Here is a 25,600-nt window from a genome sequence, read left to right on the forward strand (position 1 = left end):
TCTGGTTGGAAACGGACAGGGCCGCTCACGGCGGCCCTTCAACGGATTTGATCAAAACCTCAGGCGGCGTGCGAGGCCTGCGTGTCCGACAGCAGCGCGTGGATGGCTACGGCGTCACGCGTGCCCCTGATCTTGGCAACCGTGTCGGCATCGCGCAGCACCCGCGCGATGCGCGACAGCGCCTTGAGGTGGTCGGCGCCGGCACCTTCGGGAGCCAAAAGCAGAAACACCAGGTCGACCGGCTGATCATCGAGGGCCTCGAAGTCCACCGGTGTCTCCAGCCGGGCAAAAACGCCGGCGATCCGCTTCACCCCGGCCAGCTTGCCGTGCGGAATGGCGATGCCGTTGCCGACGCCGGTCGAGCCGAGCCGCTCGCGTTGCAGGATGGTATCGAACACCTCTCGCTCCGGAATGCCGGAAATCGCCGCCGCCCTTTCGGACAGCAGTTGCAGCAGCTGCTTTTTGGAGTTCGCCTTCAACGTCGGCATGATTGCCGGAACGCTGACGAGATCGCTCAGATCCATGCTTGAAATCCCTTGTTCGCCTGCCGTCGCCAGTCCCCACGCTCGCGTGCGGCTGGTTTTTACCCCTGCGCGACCTTGGCCGTGGACGGGTCAATCCAGCCAATATTCCCGTCCGGCCGGCGATAGACGATGTTGAGATGGTCGTTTCCGGCATTGCGGAAGACCAGGACCGGGCTGTCCTTGGTGTCGAGTTCGATCACTGCTGACGCCACCGACATGGTCCGCAGCGTCATGGTCGATTCGGCGACGATGGCCGGCGCGAAATTCTCCGGTATGTCCTCCTCGTCGTCGGCAAGCGGCGCCATCACCGTATAGGCGACGTCGGTGAGCTCGCCGTTGCTGTTGCCTGAATTGTGCGACTTCAGCCGGCGCTTGTAGCGCCTGAGGCGTGTTTCCAGACGGTCTGCCGCGGTATCGAAGGCAAGCGTTGGATCCTGGGCATCGCCGGTCGCCTGCAGCGAAGCACCGGAATCCAGCCGGATCATGCAATCGGCCGTGTAGCGCGACCCCGATTTGACGACTACGATTTGCCCTGAAAAGCCCCGATCGAAATATTTCCCGATCACTTCGCCGACACGGTCGTTGATGCGCGTACGGAACGCATCGCCGATATCCATGTGTTTTCCCGATATGCGCAGTGTCATCTGAAAACTGACCTTCCTTGCTCAGGCTTCAAACTGTCCCGAGTTTATACTCGTGGTCCGTGCGCACAAGCTTTTGCGGCGTCACTTGCGCCGATTTTAGATCCGAACTTTCCGGTTGATCACAAGCCGCCTTCTTGGCCGTCCCGTGGCCTACGTCGTGACGGACCATCTCTCGTGCGGGCATCAGCGAACTCAAATCCACTCGCCAGCCCGTCTCATGCGGGCGGGCTTCTAGCCACTTCGTTGCCGCTTGTCAATGAAGGGCGAAAGCCGTGGAAATTCCGCCGGAGCTCAACGGCCGGCGCTGGCCAAAGCGCGTTTTTCGCGCCGCCGCTGCACCGAAGAGGGTATGTTCATGCCTTCCCGGTATTTGGCCACCGTGCGCCTGGCGATGTCGACGCCGCTTTCCCGCAGCATGTCCACGATGGCATCGTCGGAAAGCACATCGACGGCTTTCTCCTCGTCGATCAACTGCTTTATGCGGTCGCGCACCGCTTCCGACGAATGCGCATCGCCGCCACCAGACGAAGCGATCGAGGCGGTGAAGAAATAGCGCAGCTCGAACACACCGCGCGGCGTCAGCATGTATTTGTTTGCCGTGACCCGGCTGACCGTTGATTCGTGCATGCCGATGGCGTCCGCCACCGTGCGCAGGTTGAGCGGCTTCAGGTGCCGCACGCCGTGGACGAGAAAAGCGTCCTGCTGGCGCACGATCTCGGAGGCCACCTTGAGAATGGTCTTCGCCCGCTGGTCGAGGCTGCGCGTGAGCCAGTTGGCGTTCTGCAGGCATTCGGCGAGGAAATCCTTTTCGGCCTGGTTTTTCGCATGCGGCGTGACCTGGGCGAAATAGATGTGATCGACCAGTACACGCGGCAGCGTCTCGGCATTGAGTTCGACCGTCCAGCTGCCGTCATTGGCTGCGCGCACCTCAACGTCGGCCACGATCGCATCGCTGGCACCGCGCGAAAACGCCATTCCCGGCCGCGGGTCGAGCGCCCGGATCTCAGCCAGCATGTCGAGCAGATCCTCCTCGTCGACACCGCAAATCCGCTTCAGCGTCTGGAAATCGCGACGTGCCAGAAGTTCGAGATTGGCGATCAGCGCCTTCATCGCCGGATCGAGCCGGTCGCGCACGGCAAGCTGCAGCAACAGGCATTCGGCGAGGTCGCGGGCGAAGATGCCGGCCGGCTCGAATGTCTGGCAGACCGCCAGGACCTTTGCCACCGCCGTGGCGTCCGCGCCGAGGCGGGCCGCGATCTCGGCCATGTCGGCACGCATGTAGCCGGCCTCGTCGAGGCCGTCGGCAAGCTCGCTAGCGATCAGGCGCGTCGCCGGATCGGCAAAGGCGAGCGCCACCTGCTCGCCGACATGGTCGCGCAGCGTGATGGCAGCCGCCGCCATATCCGCGACGTCGAAGCCGTCGGAGGAAGAGGTGGAACCGTTGCCGGACGCCGATTTCCATTGCGCCGTCAGGTCGGGCCCGAGCCGCTCGCTCGTACCAGGATCGTCGGGAAACAGGTTTTCCAGCGACGTATCGAGCTTTTCCGAGATCGCCTCGGCGCTCCACGCCGTCTCCGCTTCGAACCAGTCGCCGTCGGCAGCCGGTTCCGGTGCAGCGTCGCCCTTCTGCGCCTGGTCGCTGGCGGCGTCCTCCTGCGGTTCGGCGCGTTCCAGCAGGGGATTGCGTTCGATCTCGTCGTCGATGAAGCGTTCCAGCTCGAGATGGGTGAACTGCAGCAGGCGGATCGACTGCATCAGCTGCGGCGTCATCACCAGCGACTGCGACTGTCGTAGCTGTAGTTTTGCCGCCAACGCCATGGTTCGGTTTCAAACGCTCCGTCTACGCACCCGCACTGCTGGAAGGAATTTTCCAGGCCAGCATAGAAACTGGCCCGGCTTTTGCTTGTCAAGGCGAGGAGCGGTAAAACTCGCCTGCCGGCGCGTTTTCAGGCAGAAAATTGAAGAAAAAGCTGCTGGACTACGCCGGAAATCCCGCTCGAACCGGAATTTCGCACTTAGAGCGTAAATCCCTCGCCGAGATAAAGCCGCCGCACATCGGCATTTGCCACCACTTCGTCGGCACGCCCATGGGTCAGCACCTGGCCGGCATGGATGATGTAGGCGCGGTCGATCAGGCCAAGCGTCTCGCGGACATTATGGTCGGTGATCAGCACGCCGATGCCACGTGCCGTCAAGTGGCGCACGAGCTGCTGGATGTCGGCGACGGCGATCGGATCGATGCCGGCGAAAGGTTCGTCGAGCAGCATGTAGGCAGGGCGGGTTGCCAACGCACGAGCAATTTCGAGGCGTCGCCGCTCACCGCCGGAGAGCGACAGCGACGGAGCCTTGCGCAGATGGCTAATATGGAATTCCTCGAGCAATTCGTCGAGCAGGCGCTCACGCTCCTTGCGGCTCTTTTCGACCACTTCGAGCACGGCCCGGATGTTTTGCTCGACATTCAGGCCGCGAAAAATCGAGGCTTCCTGCGGCAGATAGCCGATGCCGAGACGAGCGCGGCGATACATCGGCATCGACGTGACGTCGAAACCGTCAATTTCGATCGTGCCTTCATCGACCGGCACCAGGCCGGTCACCATGTAGAAACAGGTCGTCTTGCCGGCGCCGTTGGGGCCGAGCAGCCCAACCGCCTCGCCGGCGCGCACGCCCAGCGTCACGCCGCTGACGACTTTGCGGCCCTTGTAGCTTTTGGTCAGCCCTTTGGCGATCAAGGTTCCCTTGAACTTTGCCGCTTCGACGGTGATCCTGGCCGGTGCCGCAAGTTTGCTGGCGGCGCGCGCTGGAAGACGCGCCAGCAGCGACGATATGCCGGTCATCAGGGTTTCGCTGCTCCAGACTTCGCCGGCGGCGTGATCGACATCATGACGCGGCCGCCGCAAGCGTCGACCTGGGCAAGGCCGCTCTTCATCTGCACGGTAAGCTTGCAGCCGACAAGCACGTTGTCGCCTTGCGAGAGCACGACCTTGCTGCCCGAAAGCACCAGCACTTCGGTCTTCATGTCGAAGGTGCCGCGGTCGCCAGTGGCAACCTGATTGTCCGATTTGATGTAGACCTTGTCGTCGACCTCGAGATGGTCGATGTTGGCGGATCCGGTCATTGCCGCGGCACCCGCGGGCTGGGCGCCTTTAGCGGCGCCTGCATCCCTGACGTAATAGACCGTCATTTTGCCGGCCTTGAGCACGGTTGGACCCTGGACGACGTTGACGTTGCCGGTGAAGACGGCGACGCTTTCCGCCTGGCGCACCTCGAGCTTGTCGCTTTCGATCTGGATAGGCTTGTCGCCCGACAGCCTGAGGCCGGACATTTGGCTGGTGGCACTGGATTGCGCCAGCGACGGCGCCGTCCCGAAGGTCAGCCCCAAGGGCAACCCAAGCGTCAACGCCGAAATCGCGGCGAGGCGCCGTGCCGAACTACTGAACCGCATTGGTCTCTCCGCTCTTTGCCTCTGCCGCCTTCAAACTGGCGGGATCGATGTCGACGCGCACCTTGTTCTCGAAAACCAGGACCTTGCCATTGTCCTGGACCGACATCGAATCCGCCCTGATCCGCGACCCGCCGCGGCTGACATCGACGGGCTCGCTTGTCTTCATAGTGCCTTCGCCCATGTCGAGATAGACTGATTTGAATTTTGCCACCACACCATCCGTGGTCGACACGGTCACGTCGCTGGTCAGGCTGAGCGTGTTGCCGTCGCGATCGTAGGTGCCGTGCGTGGCATTTATGGCGGCCGTGTTGTCGGCCGCAATCGGCAGCTTGGCCTTGATACCTTCCAGATCGATGATGCCTTGTTTGCTGACGTCCTGTATCGCGCGCAGCGCTGTCATCGAATAGGGCAGGTCCTGCTTGGTGAAGCCGTTGAGCTTGGGGTTGGCCATCACCAGCTTGCCATCGGCAAAGGCGCCGCCGTCGGCCTGCACCTCGATTGCAGCGGGAGCCATGAGATAGGAATAGACCGGAAACGCGACCGCGATCACGGCAGCGACCAGCGGCACGGCCAGCTTGAGGATCCGGACCCGGCGCGAATGACGCCGCGCAATGTCAAACGCGTCGACCCGCGCCCGGCCTGCGGCCTTGGGAGCCAACTCCGTCTCGGTGTTGGTCGGTTCGATTGGTCCCGCTAACATGACTGCTTCTTCTAAACCCCTGCCCGCCAGGCCGCCCTATAGGTGGGGTGCCGGCGCCCTCAAGCAAGCACAAGCCGAGGAAAACCGCAAAAATGTGACAGCCGCCCCTGTACAATGAAAATGGCCCCAGCGCAGCCTGTACCTCATACCAGATATGGGCGCACAGTGTTAGAGCCTGTGGAACGTGACAGGTTGAGGCTTGCCGCGAATGCCCAAGACGCCTTTGGCGCAAGGCCGTCAGGAAACGGTAGCCGGGCGCGAATGGTTGCTTTAAAAGCATCTGCTCCCACCGACTATGAGGCTGACCATGGCATTGAGAGCCGACGACCTGATCGACCGCCGCCGCTTGCGCCGCAAGCTGACATTCTGGCGTGTTGCGGCGATTATTGTCGCCGCAGCCGGGCTGATCGCCTTTTCGGCGTGGATCTATGGTGACGACTTCACCGGCGCGGCTGTCGACCACATCGCCAAGGTCAAGATCGAAGGCACCATCACCGAAGACGAAGAACTGATCAAGCGGCTGGAGGCCATCCGTCAGTCGCCGCGCGTCAAGGCTGTGATCCTGTCGATCGATTCACCCGGGGGCACCACCGTCGGTGGCGAGTCGATCTACGAGGCAGTGCGCAAGCTCGCCGCCGACAAGCCGGTGGTGGCCGAGGTCGGCACGCTCGCGGCTTCGGCGGGCTACATGATCGCCACTGCGGCCGACCATATTGTCGCACGCAAATCCTCGATCGTCGGGTCGATCGGCGTGCTGATCCAGTACCCGGACGTCAGCGGCCTCATGGACAAGCTCGGCGTCAAGCTGGAGGAGGTGAAATCCTCGCCCTTGAAGGCCTCGCCTTCTCCCTTCAAGCCGACCAATGACGATGAGCGCGCCATGGTCCGCAAGCTCATCCTCGACAGCTACGACTGGTTCGTCGGCATCGTCGCCGAGCGCCGCAACATGACCAAGCCGGAGGCGCTGGCGCTCGCAGACGGGTCGATCTTCACCGGCCGGCAGGCGGTCACCAACAAATTGATCGACGCGGTCGGCGGCGAGGCCGAAGCGATCGACTGGCTTGCAGGCAAGGGTGTCGATGCCAAGCTCAAGGTGGTGGAATGGAAGGACACGGAAAAACCCAGTGGTTTTCTGTTCTCCAAGGCGATGGCGCAGACCGTCGGCGCTGCGCTTGGCCTGCCCGGCCATGGCGGCGACGTCCTTCACGAAATTGGAGTGGACCGCTTGTTTCTTGACGGTCTCGTTTCCGTCTGGCACCCTTGAGGAACCGCTTGGGACGAGTGAAAAAGCAAATAAAATCATTCTGATAATTTCGGCGGCACTGCTTTCACGGGGAGCCTTTTCATGATCAAATCCGAACTTGTGCAGATCATCGCCACGCGCAATCCGCATCTTTTCCTGCGCGACGTCGAAAATATTGTCAGCGCCATCTTCGATGAAATCACCGACGCGCTTGCCGAGGGCAACCGGGTCGAGTTGCGCGGCTTCGGCGCGTTTTCGGTGAAAAACCGCCCTGCCCGCACCGGCCGCAACCCGCGCACCGGCGAATCCGTAGAGGTCGAGGAGAAATGGGTACCGTTCTTCAAGACCGGCAAGGAATTGCGTGAAAGGCTGAACGGAGGCAAATAGGCGCGGCACCCGCCACCGCTCCTGCCTTTTCTTCCGAACGGAAAAACATGTTCAATCGCTTTCTCCTCATCGTGGTTTTCGTGCCGCTGGCCGTCATCCTGATTGCCTTGGCCGTCGCCAACCGCGAACCGGTCGCCTTCACGCTCGATCCGTTCAATCCCGGCAATCCGGCGCTGACGCTCACCGTGCCGCTCTTCATTTTCTTGTTCCTGGCGCTGGCCATCGGTATGATCGTCGGCAGCCTGGCGACCTGGATCAAGCAGGGCCGCTACCGCAAGCTGGCGCGCCAGCGCGGCGCCGAGGCCGAGAACCTGCGCCAGGCGGTCAGCCGCGCGCCCACCGCGTCGCAGGGCCAGGCCTTGCCGAAGCCGACGAACTGAGCCACGGCTCGGGCCTGAAGCGCAGCTGGCCTATTTCTCTACGGAGCCTTTCATGCTGACGATTTCCGCCGCCGAGGTCGACCGCGCGCTGACCTTTTCCGGGCTGGTCGAGACGTTGCGCGCCGCTTTTCGCGACGGCGCCGTGCAGCCGGTCAGGCACCATCACACGGTCGAGCGGCCCGATGGCGCCGCCTCGACGCTGCTTTTGATGCCGGCCTGGACCGACTTCAACGCAGCCGGCACCTCGGCCGATGGCCATATCGGCGTCAAGATCGTCACGGTGTCGCCCGACAACAATGCCGTCGGCAAGCCCGCGGTGATGGGGCTTTACCTGTTGCTCGACGGTGCCACCGGCGAGCCGCAGGCGTTGATCGATGGCCAGAGGCTGACGCAGTGGCGCACGGCCTGCGCCTCGGCGCTGGCCGCCTCCTATCTGGCCCGTGAGGACGCATCGCGGCTGCTGGTGGTCGGCGCCGGCGCGCTGTCGCCATTCCTTGCAAAGGCGCATTCGGCGGTGCGTCCGATCAAGAACATCCGCATCTGGAACCGCACGCCGGCGAATGCCGAAAAGGTCGCGGCAAAATTGCGTGCCGAGGGTTTTTCGGCCGAAGCAGCAGGCGATCTCGACGCCGAACTCGGAAAGGCCGATATCGTATCGTCGGCGACCATCACCACCACGCCACTGATCAAGGGCGCACTCTTGAAGCCCGGAACCCATGTCGATCTGGTCGGCGGCTTCACGCCGGCGATGCGCGAAAGCGACGACGACGCGATTGCACGCGCCGGCGTCTATGTCGACACCCGCGCCGGCGCCACCAAGGAAGCCGGCGATATCGTTCAGCCGCTGGCCTCCGGCGTGTTGAAGCCGGAAGCCATCGTCGCCGATCTCTATGAACTGGCACGCAGCCAGAAAAAAGGCCGGCAGAACGACGACGAGATCACGCTGTTCAAGTCGGTCGGCGCAGCCCTCGAGGACCTCGCCGCCGGCATTGCCGTGTATCGGGCAAGCGTAGGGGAGTAGGGGAGTAGGGGAGTAGGGGAGTAGGGGAGTAGGGGAGTAGGGGAGTAGGGGAGTAGGGGAGTAGGGGAGTAGGAAACCGTACTGATGGTGCGGCGCCGCGCCAGCTATATTTCCTGTCACGTACTCCCTTGCTGCCTTACTGCCCTACTCCCTTACTGCCCTACTCCCTTACTCCCGTATTCCACTACTCCCCTCCTCCCTTACTCCCTTTGCCAATAAGCCCGCAGCCGGTGGCTGTCGGGATCAAGCGCGACGAAGGTGCGGCCGAAATCCATGTCGGTCGGCGTCTGCAGAATTTTCAGCCCGCGGCCGGCCCACTCGGCATGGGTGGCGTCGACGGCATCCGGCGTGTCCAGTGCAAAGACGATCTCGGCGCCGCCGCCTGCTGCCGCGGCGGCCGGCTCCACGGTGTGACGCGACCAGAGGCCGAGCTTGAAGCCGTTGTCGAGCACGAATACCACGAAGGTCGGCGAGGTCTCGACCGGCTGCCGCCCAAGCAGCGCGCTGTAGAAGGCGCCGCTTTGCTCAGGCTTGTCGACATAGAGGATGACGAAATTGGGCGGTGTCATGAATTGCTCTCCAGATGGTTTCGACTGGAGGAGCATAGCGTACGCCACTGCCAGATTCTGGCAGCAGTCTTAACTGAGCAGCAGCCTTAGCTTGGCTTGTCGAGCGTCGCCCGCCATTCTTTGAGCAGCACTTGACGGCGGCGCGGATAGCGCATCTCGGTGGCGTTGAGGCCGGATATCCGATCGGCGCGAAAGTGCCTGAAATCCTGGCGCATCTCGCACCAGGCCGCGACGACGCGCACCTTGTCGAAGAAGCCGAGTGCGAACGGCCAGACGGTGCGCTCGGAGGCAGCGCCGCCGGCGTCGCGATAAACAAAGCTCAGCTTGCGCTCCTCCCGGATGGCCTGCCGCACCACGCCGAGATCGATGCCTTCGGTGACCTCGGTGCGCGACCCGACCAGCAGCGTCGAGGCGTCGAGCTCTTCGCGCAAATCGTCCGGCAGCACCGCGGCGATCTTGGCCAGCGCGTCGGTGGCGGCGTTGGCAAGCCGCCAGTCCGGCTGCTTGGCCACCCAGCGCGAACCGAGCACGATCGCCTCGATCTCCTCATCGGTGAACATCAAGGGCGGCAGCATGAAGCCAGGCCTGAGCACGTAGCCCAGCCCCGCCTCGCCCTCGATCGGCGCGCCCTGCCCCTGCAGCGTGGCGATATCGCGATAGAGCGTGCGGATCGACACACCCATTTCGCCCGCAAGGCTGCGGCCGCTGACCGGCCGGCGATGCCGGCGCAGGATCTGGATCAGGTCGAGCAGGCGTTCGGCGCGGGACATGGATCGCAACCCGGTTTGGATGGATGCCCAATTTGAATGGACGATAGTGCGCCTGCGGTTTCGGCGGCAAGCGAGATGATCGCCGACCGGAACGTCTGCGGTCTGACGCCGTTGTCTGGCCATTATGGATATACGCGGTTTTCTGTTGTTCTGGTCGGTTTTGAGCGCCATCGTCGCTGCGCTCAGCCTTGGGCCGTCCTTCGCCCACGTGCTGGAATCGGTGCCGCGGCTGACCAGATGGTCGCCTTCGCTCTGGCGTGAAACCACTGTCTTCAATGCTCAGTTCCAATTCTTCGCGATTGTCGGCGCGCCGCTGGACGTGGCGGCGATCGTCTGTCCGGGCCTCCTCGCCTGGATGCTGCGCAGCGATCGCCCGGTATTCTGGTGGGTCTTGGCGGCCACCGTGCTTTATCTGATGGCCCTCGTGGCGTGGTTTACCCTGGTCAAACCGGCAAACGATGTCCTGGCCACCTGGGTGCCTGGACCGATCCCGGACAATTTCGAAACTATCCGGAGCCGCTGGGAAACCGGCCATATGGTCGTCACCGGCTTCAAGGCCGTTGGTTTCATAGCGCTCGCAATCGGCCTGCTGTCGATCAGGCGCGGCTGATCCGGTTGCACACGTCGGCAGCCCTTTTGTTGCGCCGGTCAATGTGCTGTGGCAGAAGCGGCCAAGCCGCCGTCCGGAGATGCGCCTTCTTGAAACCTTTTCGCGACAAACGCCGCGACAGCCGCCCGTCCGCGAAGGGCGGGGCGGAGCAGCCGCGGCGGCGCGACGCCGGCCTGACCGCCGGTTCGGAGCCTAAACTGCAGGACCGGTCCGAGCCGAAAGCCGCGCCACGCCTGCTCTCGCGCCGCGATGGCGCGCTGCCTGCCGAACATCTGCCGCTGATCCTCGAGGTCGGCCCCAATCAGGACTACGCGCTGCTCGACAGCGGCGCCGGAGAAAAACTCGAGCAATACGGTCCCTACCGCATCGTTCGGCCGGAAGGCCAGGCGATCTGGCAAAAGGCTTTGCCGGCCAGGGACTGGGAGCGCGCCGACGCCATTTTCACCGGCGATACCGACGAGGAAGGCATCGGCCGCTGGCGCTTCCCCAAGACGCCGCTCGGCGAGACCTGGCCGATGAAGCATGACGGCATAGACTATCTCGGCCGCTTCACTTCGTTTCGCCATGTCGGCGTCTTTCCCGAGCAGGCCTCGCACTGGGACCACATGGCCGGACTGATCGCGGCGGCAAAACGGCCTGTGAAGGTGCTGAACCTGTTCGGTTACACCGGCCTTGCCTCGCTGGTGGCGGCGCGTGCCGGCGCCGAGGTCACGCATGTCGATGCTTCCAAGAAGGCGATCGGCTGGGCGCGCGAGAACCAGGAGATGGCGGGCCTGTCGCAAAAGCCGATCCGCTGGATCGTCGACGATGCCGTGAAATTCGCCGAACGCGAGGAGCGCCGCGGCAGCCGCTACGACATCATCCTGTTCGACCCGCCCGCCTATGGCCGCGGACCGAAAGGCGAGGTCTGGCAGCTGTTCGAGGACCTGCCGGCGCTGACCGATATCTGCCGCGCGATCCTGACGCCGAAGCCGCTCGCCGTGGTACTGACCGCCTATTCGATCCGCGCCTCCTTTTTCGCCATCCATGCCCTGATGCGCGACACCTTCGCCGGCATGGGCGGCACGGTCGAATCGGGCGAATTGATCATCCGCGAGAAATCTGCCGGTCGGGCGCTTTCGACCTCGCTGTTCTCACGCTGGGTGGCCTGAATGAGTGCGTACGAACGGCATGCAGGCGCGCCAGGGCAGGTGAAGGAAGTCACCAGCCTCGCCAATCCGCTGATCAAGGACATCAAGGCGCTCGCGCTGAAGAAATTCCGCGACCAGCAGAATGCCTTCATGGCCGAAGGCCTGAAGCTGGTTATTGACGCGCTCGATCTCGGCTGGTCGATCAGGACGCTGGTCTTCGCCAAGGCCGGGCGCGGCAATGCGGCGGTCGAAAAGGTCGCGGCGCGCACGGTCGCCGCCGGCGGCACCGTACTTGAAGTCTCGGAAAAGGTGCTGGTCGCCATCACCCGCCGCGACAATCCGCAAATGGTCGTCGGCGTGTTCTCGCAGAAATTGCTGCCGCTGAAAGATATCCGCGCCCGTGACGGCGACGTCTGGGTGGCGCTCGACCGCGTCCGCGACCCCGGCAATCTCGGTACCGTCATCCGCACGGTCGACGCCGTCGGCGCCAGGGGCGTCATACTGGTCGGCGAGACCACCGATCCCTTTTCGGTCGAGACGGTGCGCGCCACCATGGGCTCGATTTTCGCCGTGCCGGTCGCCAAGGCGACGCCCGAGGCTTTTCTCGCCTGGCGAAAGAGCTTTCCCGGCCTTGTCGCCGGCACCCATCTGAAGGGTGCGGTCGACTACCGCTCGGTCGATTTTTCAAAAGGCCCGGTGCTTTTGATGATGGGCAACGAGCAGCAAGGCCTGCCTGACGAGCTTGCCGCAAGCTGCGACAAGCTGCTGCGGATACCGCAGGCCGGCCGCGCCGATTCGCTCAACCTTGCGGTGGCCACCGGCGTCATGCTGTTCGAGATCCGGCGCGGCACGCTGAAGCTCGGCCCGGAGGACGCCAGATCGTGACATCCCAAACCGTGAAACTGCAAACCATGAAGTCCTGGAGGCCCTATGCTCTTCTGGTCGTCGCCGCGATAGCGCTCGACCAGTGGCTGAAATATCTGGTCGAAACCGGCCTTGCCTTTCAGGAACGGCTCGACCTGCTGCCGTTCCTGGCGCTGTACCGCACCTACAACACCGGCATCGCGTTCTCGCTGTTTTCGTCCTTCGGCGACACCGGCCTGGTGGTCGTCGCGGTTCTGGTGGTCGCTTTCGTGCTCTATCTTGCGGCCCGCACGCCGCCCGGCCACCTGCTTGCCCGCATCGGCTTCGCACTGATCGTCGGCGGCGCGCTCGGCAACCTGATCGACCGCGCTGCCTATGGCCACGTCATCGACTATATCCTGTTTCATACGCCGGTCTGGTCCTTCGCCGTCTTCAACCTCGCCGACGCCTTCATTTCGGTCGGTGCCGTGCTGGTCGTCTTCGACGAACTCATTGGCTGGCGGCGCGGAACGTCGAGCGATTGACCTCACTCGCCTGGCGCCGCACATTCTGATCTGCAAGCCCGAGGAGAAAAAATGCCCAAAACCTTCAAAGCCATCCTCGTTTCGCGCGACGCCGAGAAAAACCAGTCGGTCGCGGTGACCGAGCTTACCGAGGCAGACCTGATGGAGGGCGACGTCACCGTCGCGGTCGAGGCGACGACGGTGAACTACAAGGACGGCCTTGCGATTACCGGCAAGGCGCCGGTGATCCGCCGCTGGCCGCTGGTGCCGGGCATCGATTTCGCCGGCACCGTCATCTCGTCTTCCAGTCCCGACTGGCGCAAGGGTGACAAGGTCATATTGAACGGCTGGGGCGTCGGCGAAACGCATTTCGGCGCCTTTGCCGGACGCGCCCGCGTCAAAGGCGACTGGCTGGTGCCGCTGCCGGACGGCATGAGCCCGCATGATGCGATGGCGGTCGGCACCGCCGGCTACACCGCCATGCTTTGCGTCATCGCGCTGGAGCGCCACGGCATCGTTCCCGATCGCGGCCCGGTGGTGGTGACCGGCGCTGCCGGTGGCGTCGGCTCGGTCGCGGTCTCGATCCTGTCCAGCCTCGGCTATCACGTCATTGCCTCGACCGGCCGCGCTGCCGAAAGCCCCTATCTGATAGATCTTGGCGCCGCGGAAGTGATTTCACGCGACGAGCTTGCCCAGCCGGCAAAACCACTCGCCAAGGAACGCTGGGCCGGCGGCATCGATGCTGTCGGCAGTCATACGCTGGCCAACGTTCTGTCGATGACCTCCTATGGCGGCGCCGTCGCCGCTTGCGGCCTCGCCGGCGGCATGGACCTGCCGGCAAGCGTCGCTCCGTTCATCCTGCGCGGCGTCTCGCTGCTCGGCATCGATTCGGTGATGGCGCCCAAGGCGGTCCGCCTCGAGGCCTGGCGCCGCATCGGCGCCGATCTCGATCACGCAAAGCTTGCCAGCCTGTCGACGAGCATCGGCTTCGACGGCATCATCGGCGCCGCGCATGACATCGTCGAGGGCAAGATCCGCGGCCGCGTGGTGGTGGATATGTGAGCCCCAAAGGGACAAAAAAGAGCGCGACCGCTAAAATTCGAACGATCAACCACAACCTTCGATAAGCTCTGTCTGGCAGGAGTTCCGTATGATTGCGGAACCCGGCATCAGAGAGGCGGAACCAGCCGAACGAGCCGACGGGACGGCCCCCGAGGTGCCAGGACGGCAGCTTGTCGCCGCGCCGCCGCTGGCGCCGGAACTGCCGGCCGCCAACCGCGAAGGCCTGCCCTTCCTGACGCTCGTCGCCATCGTCGTGCTGGCGGGCCTGTCGCATCTGACCGGAGCGCCGATCTTCATCACCCTCGGCCTTTTGGCGACAGCCATCGCCGGGCTCGCCATGCATCTGCGCAACAGGCGCACCCAGCGTCGCGCAGTGGCCCTGCTCGATGCCACGACCGCCCGCAGCCGCGCCGAAATCGAGACGCTGGCCGACCGCATGTGGGAGATGCAGGAGAGCGAGGAGCGCTTTCACGGTCTGATCGATGCACTCGGCGATCTCGTCGTCCACCGCGACCGCGACGGCCATATTGTCTACGCCAACAAGGTTTTCGCCGACCTTGTCGAAACCGACCAGCGCGACCTCGCCGGCAAGACCCTGGCCGAACTAGGCATCGATGTCGGCATCGTTCCCGACGCCGCCTTTTCCGACCATGAATGCCTGAGTTCCACCGATGTCGCCATTCGCACGCCGGACGGCCCACGCTGGTTCTCGTGGATCGAGCTGTCGGTGCGCGACAAGGACAGCGGCGCCGTTTCGCATCGCGCCATCGCCCGTGACATCACTGCCCGCAAACGCGCCGAATCCTCGCTGATCACCGCCCGCGAGCGGGCCGAACATGCGAGCCAGGCCAAATCGCGCTTCCTCGCCACCGTCAGCCACGAGATCCGCACGCCGATGAACGGCATCATGGGCATGGCCCGGCTTCTCGCCGACACCAGCCTTTCGGCCGAGCAGCGGACCTATGTCGGCGCCATCTCGACCTCGGCCAGCGCGCTGCTGGCGCTGATCGAGGACCTGCTCGACTACTCCAAGATCGAGGCCGGCCGCTTCGATCCCGAACCGCAGCCGATGTCGGTGCGCGAGATCGCCGACAATGTCATCGAGCTTTTGGCGGCGCGGGCTTTTGCCAAGGATATCGGCCTCGGCTGTCATGTCGAACCCGACGTGCCGCAGCTGATCACCGCCGACCCCGGCAGGGTCAGGCAGGTGCTGCTCAACCTGATCGGCAACGCCGTCAAGTTCACCGACAGCGGCGGCGTCCTGGCAAGCATCGCCCGCGTCCGCACCGAAACCACCGACCGCATCCGCTTCACCATCACCGACACCGGCCCCGGTCTGCGCGAGGAGGACATGGAGCGCATCTTCGAGGACTTCGAACAGGCTGACGGCACCTCGACCCGTGCGCATGGCGGTGCCGGCCTCGGTCTTGCCATTTCCAAGCGCCTGGTGACCGCCATGGGCGGCACCATCTCCGTGTCGAGCCGGCTTGGCCAGGGGTCCGAATTCGTCTTCGATATTCCCGCTATTTCCGCCGTCGAGGCGGCGCAGATCCGGCAGGACCCGCTGTCGGGCCGGCATGCGGTGATCGTGTCGAAGAACCTGGTCGAGGCCGAAGCCATCGCCCGCACCATTCGCGCCAATGGCGGCACGGTCGATCTGGCCACCACCGCCGCCCAGGCCACCCCTTTCGCCGAGAGCTGCGACCTGCTTCTGATCGATGCTGCCATGGAGCAAAGCGACGGCAGGCTGCTCAGGCGCCTGCGCCAGGGCGGATTTGCCGATTGCGAGGCGGTGACGCTGATCGCGCCGACCGACCGCGGCATGCTTGGCGAATTCCGTGCCAACGGTTACGCCACCTTCCTGGCGAGGCCAGTGCGCGGCGAGACATTGCTGCGCGTGCTTTTGACCAGCCATGCGCCGGTCATCGCAGAGCCACAACCGCAAAAGCGCGGCGCGCAGGCTGGGCACGCCATTGGCGGCCGCCAGCAGGGCCTGTCGGTGCTGATCGCCGAGGACAACGACATCAACGCCATGCTGGCTCGCGCCACGCTGCTGAAGGCCGGGCATCGCGTGAAAGTGGTCGGCAACGGCAAAGCCGCCGTCGAGGCGGTCATCAGCTCCGGCCACAAGCACCGCTACGACGTGGTGCTGATGGACTTGCACATGCCTGTCATGGACGGTCTGGACGCCATCGCCGCCATCCGCCGCCATGAGGAGGAGACCGCGGTGCCGCCGGTGCCGATCATGGTGCTGTCGGCCGACAGCCAGGAAAAGACCCGCCACGCCGTGCTCGCTCACGGTGCCAGCGGCTTCGTCACCAAGCCGCTCGACCCCGATGCCCTGGTTCATGCGGTCGAGGGGCAAGTGGCCGCCTGAGGCACAACATAGACGGTTGATAGATTACCCAGCCGACGAAGTATTGCCCGCAGAGCCGTATCACGGTACTGTCACAATCCTGTTGCACCTACAACGTATCCCCGTGCCAAGAGGGATGGCTCGAAGGAGAATCACTCGTGCATACAGTCATGCCGGAATGTGATGCTCGGCCGAACGCCAGCGGGCCTTTGCTCGTCGGCCGGAACGCCGATGCCGTCATAAAAGGCGCATCGCTCGGCCGCATCGGCAATCTCGAAGTGCGGCTCGCCCGCAACGAGGCCGAGATCGCTGCCGCGCAGGAAGTGCGCTACCGGGTGTTCTACGACGAGCTTGGTGCCAGGAAGGACCTGTTCCAGATGCAGGACCGCCGCGATGCCGATCGCTTCGATCCCCTCTGCGACCATCTGCTGGTCTTCGACACTTCGCTTTCCGGCCCCGAGCACCGCCGCATCGTCGGCACCTACCGCCTGCTGCGGCAGGAGATTGCCGCGGCCGCCGGCGGCTTCTATTCCGAAGGCGAATTCGAGCTGACCAAGCTGATCGCGCGGCATCCCGGCCAGCGCTTCCTCGAGCTCGGCCGCTCCTGCGTTCTGCCGGAATACCGCTCGAAGCGCACCATCGAGGCGCTGTGGCAAGGCATCTGGGCCTATATCAACCATTACGGCATCGGCGTGATGACCGGCTGCGCGTCGTTCCACGGCACCGTGCCGGCCGCACATGCCGAGGCGCTGACCTATCTTGCCCACCACTGCCGGACGAATTCATCGTGGGACGTGCGTGCCGTCGCAGGGCGCTATTGTTCCATGGATCTGATGCCGATCGAGGCCGTCAATGCCAAGGCAGCGATCGCCGCGATGCCGCCGCTGGTCAAGGGCTATCTGCGCGTCGGCGCGCGCATCGGCGACGGCTGCGTCATCGACCGTGAATTCTCGACGGTCGACGTGTTCGTGGTGATGCCGGTCAAGGAGATCGGCGCCCGCTACGTCAATTATTATGGCGGGGAAGCGCAGCGCTTCGCTGCCTGAGTAGGGCAGTAGGGCAGTAGGGGAATAAGGCAGTAGGGGAGTAGGCGGAGAGAAGGCAACGGCCGGAGTAGGCAATTGCTCTACTTTACCCGCGTAGCGTTATTCCCTACTCCCGCACTGCCCTATTCCCCTACTCCCCTAACTTACGCATCCTTCTCAGCCTGCTCGTTGACCGGCCCCGGCTCGACCGGCGCTTCGCTTGCTACATGCTTGGGGCCGCCCTTGGCCACGCCGACCATGGCCGGCCGCAACACGCGCTCGCCGATCGAATAGCCGGGCTGCACGACCTGCACGACCGTGTTGGCCGGTACGTCGGGATTGGGCACCTCGAACATCGCCTGGTGGAAATTCGGATCGAATTTCTCGCCCTCGGGTTCGAGCTTCTTCACGCCGTGACGTTCCAGCGCCGACAGCATGGCGCGCTCGGTGATCTCGACGCCGTCGATCAGCGCTTTGAACCCGGCATCGCCCGAAGCCTTGGCCTCTTCCGGGATGGCATCCAGCGCACGGCGCAGATTGTCTGATACCGAAAGCATGTCGCGGGCAAAGTTGGCAACCGCATAGGCGCGCGCATCGTGGACGTCTCGGGCCGTGCGGCGGCGCAAATTCTCCATGTCGGCCGCCACGCGCAGCGCGCGATCCTTCAGCTCTTCGTTTTCCTTCAGAAGCCGCACAAGCGCTTCATAGTCGCCGTCGACGCCGCCTTCCCTTGGCTCCGCGGCAGCCTCGGTCTTCTCGGCTTCATCGGGCGCGCGTTCGTCTTTTGCCTGGTCGCTCATCGCCGTTTCCCGTCATTTTCGAATGGTGTGGATTTGCGCCCGATATCGAGGTTTAGCGGCCAAAAATCAAGGGGCAAGCGATACTCTAGCCGCTGTCGTGGCTTGATGGCCGACGGCGCAAACCTTTCGATTTTAATTCAAACTTTACCGTACCCGCCGGCTTTGCTTGCCAGGCTACTACAATGCGGGAACCATTCCTCCCGTGGAAGAGTTTCGAAGCCGACACAGGATTTTGAGATGATGCCCCGCAGGAATGGCGAAAAACGCGACGGGCTCGCAGCCGATATCCGGCGCCAGCTCGGCACCGAGGCGACCAAGCGCTTTCTGCGCACCTTGCCGGCCTTCCGCACGGAGTCGGATATTCCCGACCGTCTGAAGGAATTGCTCGACCGCCTGGACGGCGTGGAAGCCAAGGTGGTCGCAGGCGGGCGCCGTCGGTAGGCGTCGTTGCCGGCGACGCGCCCGGCGATTGCCACCGGAATTCCTCGCCATCGCGCGACATTTACGCGCAGTAACTTCGCGTGATCTCCGCCTTGCGGCAGCGCGCCGCTCCGCCTATGTTTCATGATGAACATGATTTCCCCCGAAGCTGTGGCAAACAGCAAGCGCGCCTGGTTGAAAATCCTGTCGCGCTATAAAAAGCCCGACAGGCGTCGCAGCGCCGTCGAACTCGCCATCACCCTCATCCCCTTCGCCACGCTGTGGGCACTGTCCTCGGCCGCCTATGCCTATGGCCATTGGTGGGGTCTGGTCCTCATCCTTCCGGCAGCCGGCTTTCTGGTGCGGATCTTCATGATCCAGCACGATTGCGGCCACGGTTCCTTCTTTGCCAACCGCTATGCCGACGACTGGATCGGCCGCGTGCTTGGCGTGCTGACGCTGACGCCCTACGATTGCTGGCGCCGCGCCCACGCAACCCATCACGCCAGCGCCGGCAATCTCGACGAGCGCGGCACCGGCGACATCAAGACACTGACCGTCGCCGAATACCGGCAACTGTCGTGGCGGGGCCGGCTCGCCTATCGCCTCTATCGCCATCCGCTGGTGATGTTTGGCCTTGGCCCGATATGGATCTTCATTTTCGAGCAGAGATTGCCGTTGGGCATGATGCGGGGCGGCCTCACCCCCTGGGTGTCGTCGATGTCGACCAATCTCGCTATCGCGGTCATCGCCGCGCTGCTCATCTGGTTCGTTGGCCCCGGCGCGTTCCTGGTCGTGCATTTGCCAATCGTCATCCTCGCCGGATCGGCCGGCATCTGGCTGTTTTATGTCCAGCACCAGTTCGAGGAGACGGAGTGGACAAAGGACTCCGAGTGGGAATTCCAGCACGCAGCCCTGCACGGCTCGTCCTATTACGACCTGCCGCCGGTGCTGAACTGGATTACCGGCAATATCGGCGTCCACCACGTGCACCACCTCTCGGCCAAGGTGCCATGCTACCGGCTTCCGGAAGTGCTGAGGGACTATCCGGAACTGCGTGAGATCGGCCGCGTCACGCTTCTCGACAGCCTGCGCTGCGTCAAGCTGGCGCTGTGGGACGAGAGCCGCAGCAAGCTGGTATCGTTCCGCGAAGCGCGGATGGGCGTGTAGACGCACCGCCGCACCACTGGTGCGGCGGGCTCCAAAATTCCACCTCAAGCCGCCCGGCGTTGGTCGCGCATCAGGATCTCGCCCTGGCGGATCTCGGTGCCCAGCACTTTCAGGCATTCGCGCATGAACGCTGCAAGGCCCGGCCAGCCCTTGGCCGACACAAGATTGCCGTCGACATGGGCGCCGGTCGGCGCAACATCGATATAGATGCCGCCGGCCAGCGTGACTTCCGGCTCGCAATATTGCAGCGCCGCAACCTCGCGGCCGCGCACCACGCCGTCGACCGCGATCAGGATCTGCACGCCGTGGCAGATGGTGAAGATCGGTTTTCCCGTCTCATGGAAATGCCGCACCAGCGCCTGCACGCGCTTGTCGATACGGATATATTCCGGCCCGCGCCCGCCCGCCGCGTAGACGGCGTCGTATTCGGCAGGATTGACCTCGGAAAACGTCTTGTTGAGGATGTAGTCATGACCGAGCTTTTCCGTATAGGTCTGGTGTCCTTCGAAGTCGTGCAGCGAGGTCTTCAGGACATCGCCGGCCTTCTTGTCCGGACAGACGACGTGGACGGTGTGGCCCACCGCATGCATGGCCTGTTCAAAGACGAAAATCTCATATTCCTCGCTGAACTCGCCAACGAGCATCAATATCTTCTTGCCAGCCATACCCGGTTCCTCCCTTGTGGCCACATTTATTCGGATCGCGAAATAATGGGCCTATCCTAAGGCGGAGAGGCGCAAAATAAAAGGCTGAATCGGGAATGTGGTCCGACCAGATAGGGCTTCTGGCCCCTGGAGCAGATCAGCCGGCGCGCACCCGCCGCCAGGAATATTTCGGGCCTTTGGCCTCCGGCTTCACCGCCGGCTGATAGAATAGCGGCAGTCCGCCGGTGCGGCCTTGCTCGAGCCGCTTCAGCAGCACCGGGTGCGAGATCTCGAATTCGTCGAAGCCGAGGCGCAGCATATGCGGCAGCTGGTCGACCAGCACTTGCCCGGTGGCGCGCATGGCGCCGGTGAAGTGATAACGGCTGCGCAGCAATTCGCCCTTGGAGAACGAGCGGCCGTCATTGAACGCCGGGAAGGCCAGCGCCACCAGCGACAGCTGATCGAGCAGGCCGGCGATCTTTTCGAGCTGGTCGCCGGGCTGCAGCAGCACGCCGATGCGTTCCTTCGCCGACCGCCGCACCGCCGGATCGAGGCCGAGAAACGCCTGCAGCGGCAGGATGAAGCGGCCATTGCCGACCAGCGCCTCGGCGCTTTCGGCATGAACCCACTCGTCCTCGCGGAACCCATTCGGTGTCCACAGCCGCGTGGCGTTTTCGGCTATCAAGTCGCTCATCAAGAAATTCCCAAGTCCAAAGATTCTAAAGTGCAAAACACCTCAGGGTGTGTTGAGATTCAGGTCAGGCCGAGCCGAAAATGGTGGCTTCCGAGAACCGGAGCGGAGCGTACTTTTGGTACGTGAGCACCGGCCTATGCCGGCCGTAGCCTTAACTCCTTCGTCACTATCATGAATGCTTCGGCCGGCGAAGGCCGGAAGCGCAGGAAGCCGCCGTTTGCACGCCGGCATCACCTGAATATCAACATACCCTAAAGCGAGGCGTCGGTCAGCGACCTTTCCAGCCCCGACAAATGAATGCCGCATTCGGTCTTGGCGTGCCCGGCCCAGCGGCCGCTGCGCGCGTCGTCGCCCGGCTGCACCGGCTGCGTGCATGGGAAGCAGCCGATCGACAGATAGCCATAGGCGACCAGCGGGTTTTCACGCAGCGCATGCGCGCGCATGTAGCCGGCCTGGTCTGATGTCGTCCAGTGCGCCAGCGGATTGATGCGGATGCGCGAACCGACCGCCTCGAACACCGGAAGCGCTGCCCGGGTCGCCGCCTGGAAGCGCTTGCGGCCGGTGAACCATGCGCGGAACGGCTCGACGCCGCGCGCCAGCGGCTCGACCTTGCGCACGTCGCAGCAGGCGTCGGTATCGGTCTCGTTCAGATTGCCGGTCGGGTCGATCCTTGCCAGCGCCGCATCGTCGGGCCTGATCACCCGGATATCGGTTAGCCCGAAATCGGCGACCAGCGCGTCACGATAGCCGAGCGTCTCCTCGAAATGCTTGCCGGTGTCGAGAAAGATCACCGGCAACGTACGGTCGATCTCGGCGATCATGTGCAGCAGCACCGCCGAATCCGCGCCGAAGGACGAGACGGCGGCGATTTCGCCGTGAAAGAATTCCCGGGCCGACCGCTCGATGATCTCCAGCGGCTTCAGGTGGCCATAGAGCGCGTCGAGGCCCGCCGCTTCGGCGGCGATGCCGGCCTCGACGTCGACGATCCGGTCAAGCGGCCTTGGTTTCGCCAGCATAGAGCGCCTCCTTGAACGGCGCGGGACCGACTCGGCGGTAGGCGTCGATGAATCGTTCGTTTCTGTCCAGCCGAAGCCCGAGATAGGTCTCGACGATCTGCTCGATGGCGTCGGTGATCTCTTCCGAGCTGAAGCCGCGGCCGATGATCTCGCCGACCGAGGTGTTCTCGTCGGCCGAGCCGCCGAGCGTCACCTGGTAGAGCTCGGCGCCTTTCTTCTCGACGCCGAGGATGCCGATATGGCCGACATGGTGATGGCCGCAGGCATTGATGCAGCCGGAAATCTTCAGCTTCAATTCACCGATCTCGCGCTGGCGCTCCAGCGAGGCGAAGCGCCGCGAGATTTCCTGCGCCACGGGAATCGAGCGCGCCGTCGCCAGCGCACAATAATCGAGGCCGGGGCAGGAGATGATGTCGCTGATCAGGTTGGAATTGGCCGTCGCCAGCCCGATATCGACAAGCGCGTCATAGACCGCCTTGAGGTCGGTCCGCGCCACATGCGGCAGAATCAGGTTCTGCTCGTGACTGACGCGCAGCTCGTCGAAGGAATATTTTTCGGCAATGTCGGCGACCGCTTCCATCTGGCTGTCGGAGGCGTCGCCCGGCGTCTCGCCGATGCCCTTGAGCGAGATGGTCACCGCCGCGTAGTCGGGATGGCGATGGGTGACCACATTCTGGTCCAGCCATTCGGAAAAGCTCTTGGAGTCGAGCCGGGCAAGCTTGACCGCCTCGTCGCCTTCCGGCCGGTCGACAAGCGCCGGCGGCGCGAAATAGGCGTCGATGGCACGGATGTCGGCTTCCGGCAGCCTCAGCTCGGCGTCCTTCAACTCCTGCCATTCGGCCTCGACCTGGCGGGTAATCTCCTCGACACCGGTCTCATGGACCAGGATCTTGATGCGCGCCTTGAACTTGTTGTCGCGACGGCCGTAGAGGTTGTAAACGCGCAGGATCGCCGTGCAATAGGACAACAGATCCGCTTCGGGGAGGAAGTCGCGGATCTTCTTGGCGATCATCGGCGTGCGGCCCTGGCCGCCGCCGACATAGACGGCGAAACCGAGCTCGCCGGCAGCGTTCTTCTTCAGGTGCAGGCCGATGTCGTGCGTCTGGATGGCGGCGCGGTCGCGCTCAGCACCGGTCACCGCGATCTTGAACTTTCGCGGCAGGAACGAGAATTCCGGATGCACCGACGACCATTGCCGCAGGATTTCGGCATAGGGGCGCGGATCGGCAACCTCGTCGGCGGCGGCGCCGGCGAAGTGGTCGGCGGTGACGTTGCGAATGCAGTTGCCGCTGGTCTGGATGGCGTGCATCTCGACGCTTGCCAGATCCGCCAGGATCGCCGGAATGTCCGACAGCGCCGGCCAGTTGAACTGGATGTTCTGGCGCGTCGTGAAATGGCCATAACCCTTGTCGTATTTGCGGGCGATATGGCCGAGCATGCGCAGCTGCTTGCTGTTCAGAGTGCCGTAGGGCACCGCGATGCGCAGCATATAGGCATGCAGCTGCAGATAGACGCCATTCATCAGCCGAAGCGGCCGGAACTGGTCCTCGGTGATCTCGCCGGCAAGCCGCCGCGCGACCTGATCGCTGAACTCGGCGACGCGGGCCTTGACGAAATCGTGGTCGAACTCATCGTAACGGTACATATCCAGGTCTTTCCGGGCGCGTCCGCCCGTTATTTTCTTCGTTCGAGCATGATCGGGATCATGCTTGTGTCATCTATGCCGCGCGTGCGGCCTGCGGACGGGCCTGCTTTCCCAGATCGTTGCGGGTCGTCGGGCCGGCGGCACGGATCTTTTCACGCAACCGGACCGCCTCGACCGTGCCGTTGACCACGGTCACGTCGATCAGATTGACGTCGACCACTTCGTTGTTGGCGGAGGCCTTGGCGCCGATCGCCTCCAGCCGGTCCTCGGCCGCCTTGTCATGGGCGATGTCGGCATGGTCGATGGTCTCGGCCCAGCCGCCATTGGCGTACCAGACGGCTATGCCGTCGGCGAGGCGGTTCGCGGTCAGGACTTTCATTGGCTCACTCCTTGCGCGGCAGCACGGGCCACGCTTTCCTGCCTGTGTGCCGCCAGCGGCTCGGACCGTTCGAAATTGGCGCCGGCGACCGCGTCGCCGATGATGGTCATCACCGGGCCGCTGAGGTCGGCGCGTGCCTCCAGCGATGGCAGGTCGGCCAGCGTGCCGTGGAAACGGCGGCGGTTGGCAAGGCTGGCATTCTCGACCACGGCGACGGCGGTATCCGGCGACAGGCCGGCTTCGATCAGCCGGCCGGCGACCTCGGCGGCGACCGAGCGCCCCATATAGACGGCGACCGTCGCGCCGGAAATGGCGAGCTTTGCCCAGTCGGGCAGCGAATTTCCCTTGAGGTCGTGGCCGGTGGTGAACACCATCGACGACGACACGCCGCGCAGCGTCAGCGGCAGTTCGAAATCGGCGGCGGCGGCGAAGGCCGCGGTGACGCCCGGAACCACTTCGTAGGCGACGCCGGCATCGCGAAGTGCCGCCATCTCCTCGCCGGCCCGTCCGAACACCAGCGGGTCGCCGGACTTCAGCCGCACGACGCGCTTGCCGGCGTGGCCAAGCTCGACCAGCAGCGTATTGATCTCGGCCTGGCTCTTGGAATGGCAGCCCTTGCGCTTGCCGACCGGCAGGCGCTCGGCATCGCGGCGGCCCATGGCGACGATCGCCTCCGGCACCAGCGCGTCATGGACGATCACGTCGGCTTCCATCAGCAGGCGATGGGCGCGCAGCGTCAAAAGGTCCTCGGCGCCGGGACCGGCGCCTACAAGCGCGATATGGCCCGATGCCGGTTCGTTCGAAAGCAGCAGGCCGACGGCGGCATCATGCGCCTGCGAAAGCTCGCCGGCCTCCACGGCACGGGCCGGCGCGCCGCCAAAGAAATCGCTCCAGAAGCGGCGGCGGGCATTGCCTTTCGGCAGCAGTTTTTCGGCGGCGCCGCGAAACGATGCGGCAAGGGCTGCGAGCGGCCCGAGCGAGGGCGCCAGCATGCGGTCTATGCGGCTGCGCAGCATCTGCGCCAGCACCGGGCCGGCGCCTTCGGTGCCGATGGCGATGGCGACCGGCGCGCGGTTGACCAGCGCCGGCGTGAAGAAATCGCAAAGCTCCGGCCGGTCGACGGCATTGACCGGAATGCCCAGCCGGCGCGCATCCCCGGCAACGCGGCGGTCGAGCGCCTCATTGCCGCTGGCGGCAAACACCATCACCGCACCGGCGAGATGTGCTGCATCGTAGGCGTCGGCAATGTAGGTGGCCCCCGTCTCGGCGATAAAGGCCAGCAGATCGGCGCTTGCGGCATCGCTGACGATGCGCAGCACAGCGCTCGACTGAGCGAGCAGCCGCGCCTTGGCCAGCGCCTCCTCGCCGCCGCCGACGATGCCTACGGCTTCGCCCTCGACCCGCATGAAGACGGGAAAGGCATTGAGCTTGGGCGTGGCTTGCGGCATGACGAGCGGAATCCTTGGAACCGTTTGCCAGTTCTACGCGGGGGCGCGAAAAACCAGAAGGCACCCACTCGCGCATCGCTTCGTAGCAGGCAATCTCTTTTCTGCAAGCATGAAGGCCAAGAGAAAAATATTCCACATTCAAATGCGGAGCGGA

28 protein-coding genes are annotated in these 25,600 nt (G+C 64.0%); 13 read left to right on the forward strand and 15 right to left on the reverse strand.

All coding sequences use genetic code 11. The annotated features are described in order from the left end of the window. Positions 1-59 precede the first annotated feature (59 nt). The 6 genes from ptsN to lptC all read right to left on the reverse strand — a co-directional run bounded on the left by ptsN (position 60) and on the right by lptC (position 5,310). A complete protein-coding gene (gene ptsN, locus NKI95_RS02340) occupies positions 60-524 on the reverse strand; it encodes a PTS IIA-like nitrogen regulatory protein PtsN (protein ID WP_292663270.1) in 465 nt (154 codons plus the stop codon). 59 nt (positions 525-583) lie between these two features. Next, complete coding sequence (gene hpf, locus NKI95_RS02345) at positions 584-1,168, reverse strand: ribosome hibernation-promoting factor, HPF/YfiA family (RefSeq protein WP_023675267.1); 585 nt, start codon at positions 1,166-1,168, stop codon at positions 584-586. Positions 1,169-1,459: 291 nt separating this feature from the next. Then, positions 1,460-2,986: an RNA polymerase factor sigma-54 gene (rpoN, locus tag NKI95_RS02350; protein ID WP_352713817.1), complete on the reverse strand. Its 1,527-nt coding sequence runs from the start codon at positions 2,984-2,986 to the stop codon at positions 1,460-1,462. A gap of 197 nt (positions 2,987-3,183) precedes the next feature. Continuing rightward, positions 3,184-4,002 (reverse strand): LPS export ABC transporter ATP-binding protein, encoded by an 819-nt coding sequence (lptB, locus tag NKI95_RS02355; protein WP_352713819.1) that lies wholly within the window; start codon positions 4,000-4,002, stop codon positions 3,184-3,186. Continuing rightward, on the reverse strand, positions 4,002-4,610 hold the full coding sequence (locus NKI95_RS02360; protein WP_292664963.1) for an LptA/OstA family protein: 609 nt from the start codon (positions 4,608-4,610) through the stop codon (positions 4,002-4,004). Before NKI95_RS02360 ends, lptB begins: the two co-directional genes overlap by 1 nt. After that, the gene (gene lptC, locus NKI95_RS02365; protein WP_352713821.1) at positions 4,597-5,310 is read right to left on the reverse strand and encodes an LPS export ABC transporter periplasmic protein LptC; all 714 of its coding nucleotides are present in this window, start codon (positions 5,308-5,310) and stop codon (positions 4,597-4,599) included. The genes NKI95_RS02360 and lptC overlap by 14 nt, the downstream gene beginning before the upstream one ends. A 307-nt stretch (positions 5,311-5,617) precedes the next feature. Here lptC and sppA point away from each other — a divergent pair, with 307 nt between their 5' ends. From sppA to lhpI, 4 genes are all read left to right on the forward strand, one after another. Further along, complete coding sequence (gene sppA / locus NKI95_RS02370) at positions 5,618-6,574, forward strand: signal peptide peptidase SppA (protein WP_352713823.1); 957 nt, start codon at positions 5,618-5,620, stop codon at positions 6,572-6,574. An 81-nt stretch (positions 6,575-6,655) separates the two neighbouring features. Then, positions 6,656-6,940 carry an integration host factor subunit beta gene (locus NKI95_RS02375; protein WP_023675261.1) on the forward strand — a complete coding sequence of 95 codons (285 nt, stop codon included), beginning with the start codon at positions 6,656-6,658 and terminating at the stop codon, positions 6,938-6,940. 47 nt (positions 6,941-6,987) lie between these two features. Next, positions 6,988-7,320, forward strand: coding sequence for a DUF1049 domain-containing protein (locus NKI95_RS02380; protein WP_292664966.1), 333 nt, complete (start codon positions 6,988-6,990; stop codon positions 7,318-7,320). A 52-nt stretch (positions 7,321-7,372) separates the two neighbouring features. Continuing rightward, complete coding sequence (gene lhpI, locus NKI95_RS02385; RefSeq protein ID WP_352713827.1) at positions 7,373-8,341, forward strand: bifunctional Delta(1)-pyrroline-2-carboxylate/Delta(1)-piperideine-2-carboxylate reductase; 969 nt, start codon at positions 7,373-7,375, stop codon at positions 8,339-8,341. Positions 8,342-8,541: 200 nt separating this feature from the next. On the opposite strand, the gene NKI95_RS02390 is transcribed toward lhpI, so the two are convergent. Further along, positions 8,542-8,910: a VOC family protein gene (locus NKI95_RS02390; RefSeq protein WP_352713830.1), complete on the reverse strand. Its 369-nt coding sequence runs from the start codon at positions 8,908-8,910 to the stop codon at positions 8,542-8,544. 86 nt (positions 8,911-8,996) lie between these two features. Beyond that, positions 8,997-9,680, reverse strand: a complete 684-nt coding sequence (locus NKI95_RS02395) for a helix-turn-helix transcriptional regulator (protein WP_352713833.1) — start codon at positions 9,678-9,680, stop codon at positions 8,997-8,999. 124 nt (positions 9,681-9,804) lie between these two features. Between NKI95_RS02395 and NKI95_RS02400 the strand changes: the two genes are divergently transcribed. The 7 genes from NKI95_RS02400 (at position 9,805) to olsB (ending at position 17,251) form a co-directional block, all read left to right on the forward strand. Continuing rightward, positions 9,805-10,290 (forward strand): anthrone oxygenase family protein, encoded by a 486-nt coding sequence (locus NKI95_RS02400; protein ID WP_352713838.1) that lies wholly within the window; start codon positions 9,805-9,807, stop codon positions 10,288-10,290. An 89-nt stretch (positions 10,291-10,379) separates the two neighbouring features. Continuing rightward, on the forward strand, positions 10,380-11,441 hold the full coding sequence (locus NKI95_RS02405) for an RsmD family RNA methyltransferase (protein ID WP_352713844.1): 1,062 nt from the start codon (positions 10,380-10,382) through the stop codon (positions 11,439-11,441). Further along, entirely contained in the window at positions 11,442-12,305 is an 864-nt protein-coding gene (locus NKI95_RS02410; protein ID WP_352713849.1) for a TrmH family RNA methyltransferase, read from the forward strand. Positions 12,306-12,331: 26 nt separating this feature from the next. Beyond that, a complete protein-coding gene (gene lspA, locus NKI95_RS02415; protein ID WP_352468343.1) occupies positions 12,332-12,808 on the forward strand; it encodes a signal peptidase II in 477 nt (158 codons plus the stop codon). Positions 12,809-12,859: 51 nt separating this feature from the next. Further along, the gene (acuI, locus tag NKI95_RS02420) at positions 12,860-13,849 is read left to right on the forward strand and encodes an acrylyl-CoA reductase (NADPH) (RefSeq protein WP_352713854.1); all 990 of its coding nucleotides are present in this window, start codon (positions 12,860-12,862) and stop codon (positions 13,847-13,849) included. An 88-nt stretch (positions 13,850-13,937) separates the two neighbouring features. Further along, positions 13,938-16,226, forward strand: a complete 2,289-nt coding sequence (locus NKI95_RS02425) for a PAS domain-containing hybrid sensor histidine kinase/response regulator (protein WP_352713859.1) — start codon at positions 13,938-13,940, stop codon at positions 16,224-16,226. A gap of 149 nt (positions 16,227-16,375) precedes the next feature. Beyond that, complete coding sequence (gene olsB, locus NKI95_RS02430) at positions 16,376-17,251, forward strand: l-ornithine N(alpha)-acyltransferase (protein ID WP_292664606.1); 876 nt, start codon at positions 16,376-16,378, stop codon at positions 17,249-17,251. A 143-nt stretch (positions 17,252-17,394) separates the two neighbouring features. On the opposite strand, the gene grpE is transcribed toward olsB, so the two are convergent. Beyond that, entirely contained in the window at positions 17,395-18,030 is a 636-nt protein-coding gene (gene grpE, locus NKI95_RS02435; RefSeq protein WP_023675250.1) for a nucleotide exchange factor GrpE, read from the reverse strand. A 237-nt stretch (positions 18,031-18,267) separates the two neighbouring features. Between grpE and NKI95_RS02440 the strand changes: the two genes are divergently transcribed. Beyond that, positions 18,268-18,471: a hypothetical protein gene (locus NKI95_RS02440; RefSeq protein ID WP_023675249.1), complete on the forward strand. Its 204-nt coding sequence runs from the start codon at positions 18,268-18,270 to the stop codon at positions 18,469-18,471. A gap of 126 nt (positions 18,472-18,597) precedes the next feature. Further along, a complete protein-coding gene (locus NKI95_RS02445; RefSeq protein WP_352713863.1) occupies positions 18,598-19,620 on the forward strand; it encodes a fatty acid desaturase in 1,023 nt (340 codons plus the stop codon). Positions 19,621-19,664: 44 nt separating this feature from the next. On the opposite strand, the gene NKI95_RS02450 is transcribed toward NKI95_RS02445, so the two are convergent. The 6 genes from NKI95_RS02450 to cysG form a co-directional block, all read right to left on the reverse strand. After that, entirely contained in the window at positions 19,665-20,285 is a 621-nt protein-coding gene (locus tag NKI95_RS02450; protein ID WP_352713867.1) for a DJ-1/PfpI family protein, read from the reverse strand. Between the two features lie 136 nt (positions 20,286-20,421). Next, positions 20,422-20,958 carry a DUF934 domain-containing protein gene (locus NKI95_RS02455; protein ID WP_352713871.1) on the reverse strand — a complete coding sequence of 179 codons (537 nt, stop codon included), beginning with the start codon at positions 20,956-20,958 and terminating at the stop codon, positions 20,422-20,424. 251 nt (positions 20,959-21,209) lie between these two features. After that, positions 21,210-21,974: a phosphoadenylyl-sulfate reductase gene (locus NKI95_RS02460; RefSeq protein ID WP_292664601.1), complete on the reverse strand. Its 765-nt coding sequence runs from the start codon at positions 21,972-21,974 to the stop codon at positions 21,210-21,212. Continuing rightward, positions 21,949-23,619, reverse strand: coding sequence for a nitrite/sulfite reductase (locus tag NKI95_RS02465; RefSeq protein WP_352713875.1), 1,671 nt, complete (start codon positions 23,617-23,619; stop codon positions 21,949-21,951). Before NKI95_RS02465 ends, NKI95_RS02460 begins: the two co-directional genes overlap by 26 nt. 73 nt (positions 23,620-23,692) lie before the next feature. Then, entirely contained in the window at positions 23,693-23,998 is a 306-nt protein-coding gene (locus tag NKI95_RS02470) for a DUF2849 domain-containing protein (protein ID WP_352713876.1), read from the reverse strand. Then, on the reverse strand, positions 23,995-25,446 hold the full coding sequence (gene cysG, locus NKI95_RS02475) for a siroheme synthase CysG (RefSeq protein ID WP_352713878.1): 1,452 nt from the start codon (positions 25,444-25,446) through the stop codon (positions 23,995-23,997). Before cysG ends, NKI95_RS02470 begins: the two co-directional genes overlap by 4 nt. Positions 25,447-25,600: the final 154 nt, after the last annotated feature.

It is taken from the genome of Mesorhizobium sp. M0306, from assembly GCF_040321655.1.
In the GTDB taxonomy this organism is placed as follows: domain Bacteria; phylum Pseudomonadota; class Alphaproteobacteria; order Rhizobiales; family Rhizobiaceae; genus Mesorhizobium.

What these genes read in the sequence shown, in the direction of transcription:
- ptsN (WP_292663270.1), bottom strand. Translation starts at nt 524, where the DNA reads ATGGATCTGAGCGATCTCGTCAGCGTTCCGGCAATCATGCCGACGTTG.
- hpf (WP_023675267.1), bottom strand. Translation starts at nt 1,168, where the DNA reads ATGACACTGCGCATATCGGGAAAACACATGGATATCGGCGATGCGTTC.
- rpoN (WP_352713817.1), bottom strand. Translation starts at nt 2,986, where the DNA reads ATGGCGTTGGCGGCAAAACTACAGCTACGACAGTCGCAGTCGCTGGTG.
- lptB (WP_352713819.1), bottom strand. Translation starts at nt 4,002, where the DNA reads ATGACCGGCATATCGTCGCTGCTGGCGCGTCTTCCAGCGCGCGCCGCC.
- NKI95_RS02360 (WP_292664963.1), bottom strand. Translation starts at nt 4,610, where the DNA reads ATGCGGTTCAGTAGTTCGGCACGGCGCCTCGCCGCGATTTCGGCGTTG.
- lptC (WP_352713821.1), bottom strand. Translation starts at nt 5,310, where the DNA reads ATGTTAGCGGGACCAATCGAACCGACCAACACCGAGACGGAGTTGGCT.
- sppA (WP_352713823.1), top strand. Translation starts at nt 5,618, where the DNA reads ATGGCATTGAGAGCCGACGACCTGATCGACCGCCGCCGCTTGCGCCGC.
- NKI95_RS02375 (WP_023675261.1), top strand. Translation starts at nt 6,656, where the DNA reads ATGATCAAATCCGAACTTGTGCAGATCATCGCCACGCGCAATCCGCAT.
- NKI95_RS02380 (WP_292664966.1), top strand. Translation starts at nt 6,988, where the DNA reads ATGTTCAATCGCTTTCTCCTCATCGTGGTTTTCGTGCCGCTGGCCGTC.
- lhpI (WP_352713827.1), top strand. Translation starts at nt 7,373, where the DNA reads ATGCTGACGATTTCCGCCGCCGAGGTCGACCGCGCGCTGACCTTTTCC.
- NKI95_RS02390 (WP_352713830.1), bottom strand. Translation starts at nt 8,910, where the DNA reads ATGACACCGCCCAATTTCGTCATCCTCTATGTCGACAAGCCTGAGCAA.
- NKI95_RS02395 (WP_352713833.1), bottom strand. Translation starts at nt 9,680, where the DNA reads ATGTCCCGCGCCGAACGCCTGCTCGACCTGATCCAGATCCTGCGCCGG.
- NKI95_RS02400 (WP_352713838.1), top strand. Translation starts at nt 9,805, where the DNA reads ATGGATATACGCGGTTTTCTGTTGTTCTGGTCGGTTTTGAGCGCCATC.
- NKI95_RS02410 (WP_352713849.1), top strand. Translation starts at nt 11,442, where the DNA reads ATGAGTGCGTACGAACGGCATGCAGGCGCGCCAGGGCAGGTGAAGGAA.
- lspA (WP_352468343.1), top strand. Translation starts at nt 12,332, where the DNA reads ATGAAGTCCTGGAGGCCCTATGCTCTTCTGGTCGTCGCCGCGATAGCG.
- acuI (WP_352713854.1), top strand. Translation starts at nt 12,860, where the DNA reads ATGCCCAAAACCTTCAAAGCCATCCTCGTTTCGCGCGACGCCGAGAAA.
- NKI95_RS02425 (WP_352713859.1), top strand. Translation starts at nt 13,938, where the DNA reads ATGATTGCGGAACCCGGCATCAGAGAGGCGGAACCAGCCGAACGAGCC.
- olsB (WP_292664606.1), top strand. Translation starts at nt 16,376, where the DNA reads ATGCCGGAATGTGATGCTCGGCCGAACGCCAGCGGGCCTTTGCTCGTC.
- grpE (WP_023675250.1), bottom strand. Translation starts at nt 18,030, where the DNA reads ATGAGCGACCAGGCAAAAGACGAACGCGCGCCCGATGAAGCCGAGAAG.
- NKI95_RS02440 (WP_023675249.1), top strand. Translation starts at nt 18,268, where the DNA reads ATGATGCCCCGCAGGAATGGCGAAAAACGCGACGGGCTCGCAGCCGAT.
- NKI95_RS02445 (WP_352713863.1), top strand. Translation starts at nt 18,598, where the DNA reads ATGAACATGATTTCCCCCGAAGCTGTGGCAAACAGCAAGCGCGCCTGG.
- NKI95_RS02450 (WP_352713867.1), bottom strand. Translation starts at nt 20,285, where the DNA reads ATGGCTGGCAAGAAGATATTGATGCTCGTTGGCGAGTTCAGCGAGGAA.
- NKI95_RS02455 (WP_352713871.1), bottom strand. Translation starts at nt 20,958, where the DNA reads ATGAGCGACTTGATAGCCGAAAACGCCACGCGGCTGTGGACACCGAAT.
- NKI95_RS02460 (WP_292664601.1), bottom strand. Translation starts at nt 21,974, where the DNA reads ATGCTGGCGAAACCAAGGCCGCTTGACCGGATCGTCGACGTCGAGGCC.
- NKI95_RS02465 (WP_352713875.1), bottom strand. Translation starts at nt 23,619, where the DNA reads ATGTACCGTTACGATGAGTTCGACCACGATTTCGTCAAGGCCCGCGTC.
- NKI95_RS02470 (WP_352713876.1), bottom strand. Translation starts at nt 23,998, where the DNA reads ATGAAAGTCCTGACCGCGAACCGCCTCGCCGACGGCATAGCCGTCTGG.
- cysG (WP_352713878.1), bottom strand. Translation starts at nt 25,446, where the DNA reads ATGCCGCAAGCCACGCCCAAGCTCAATGCCTTTCCCGTCTTCATGCGG.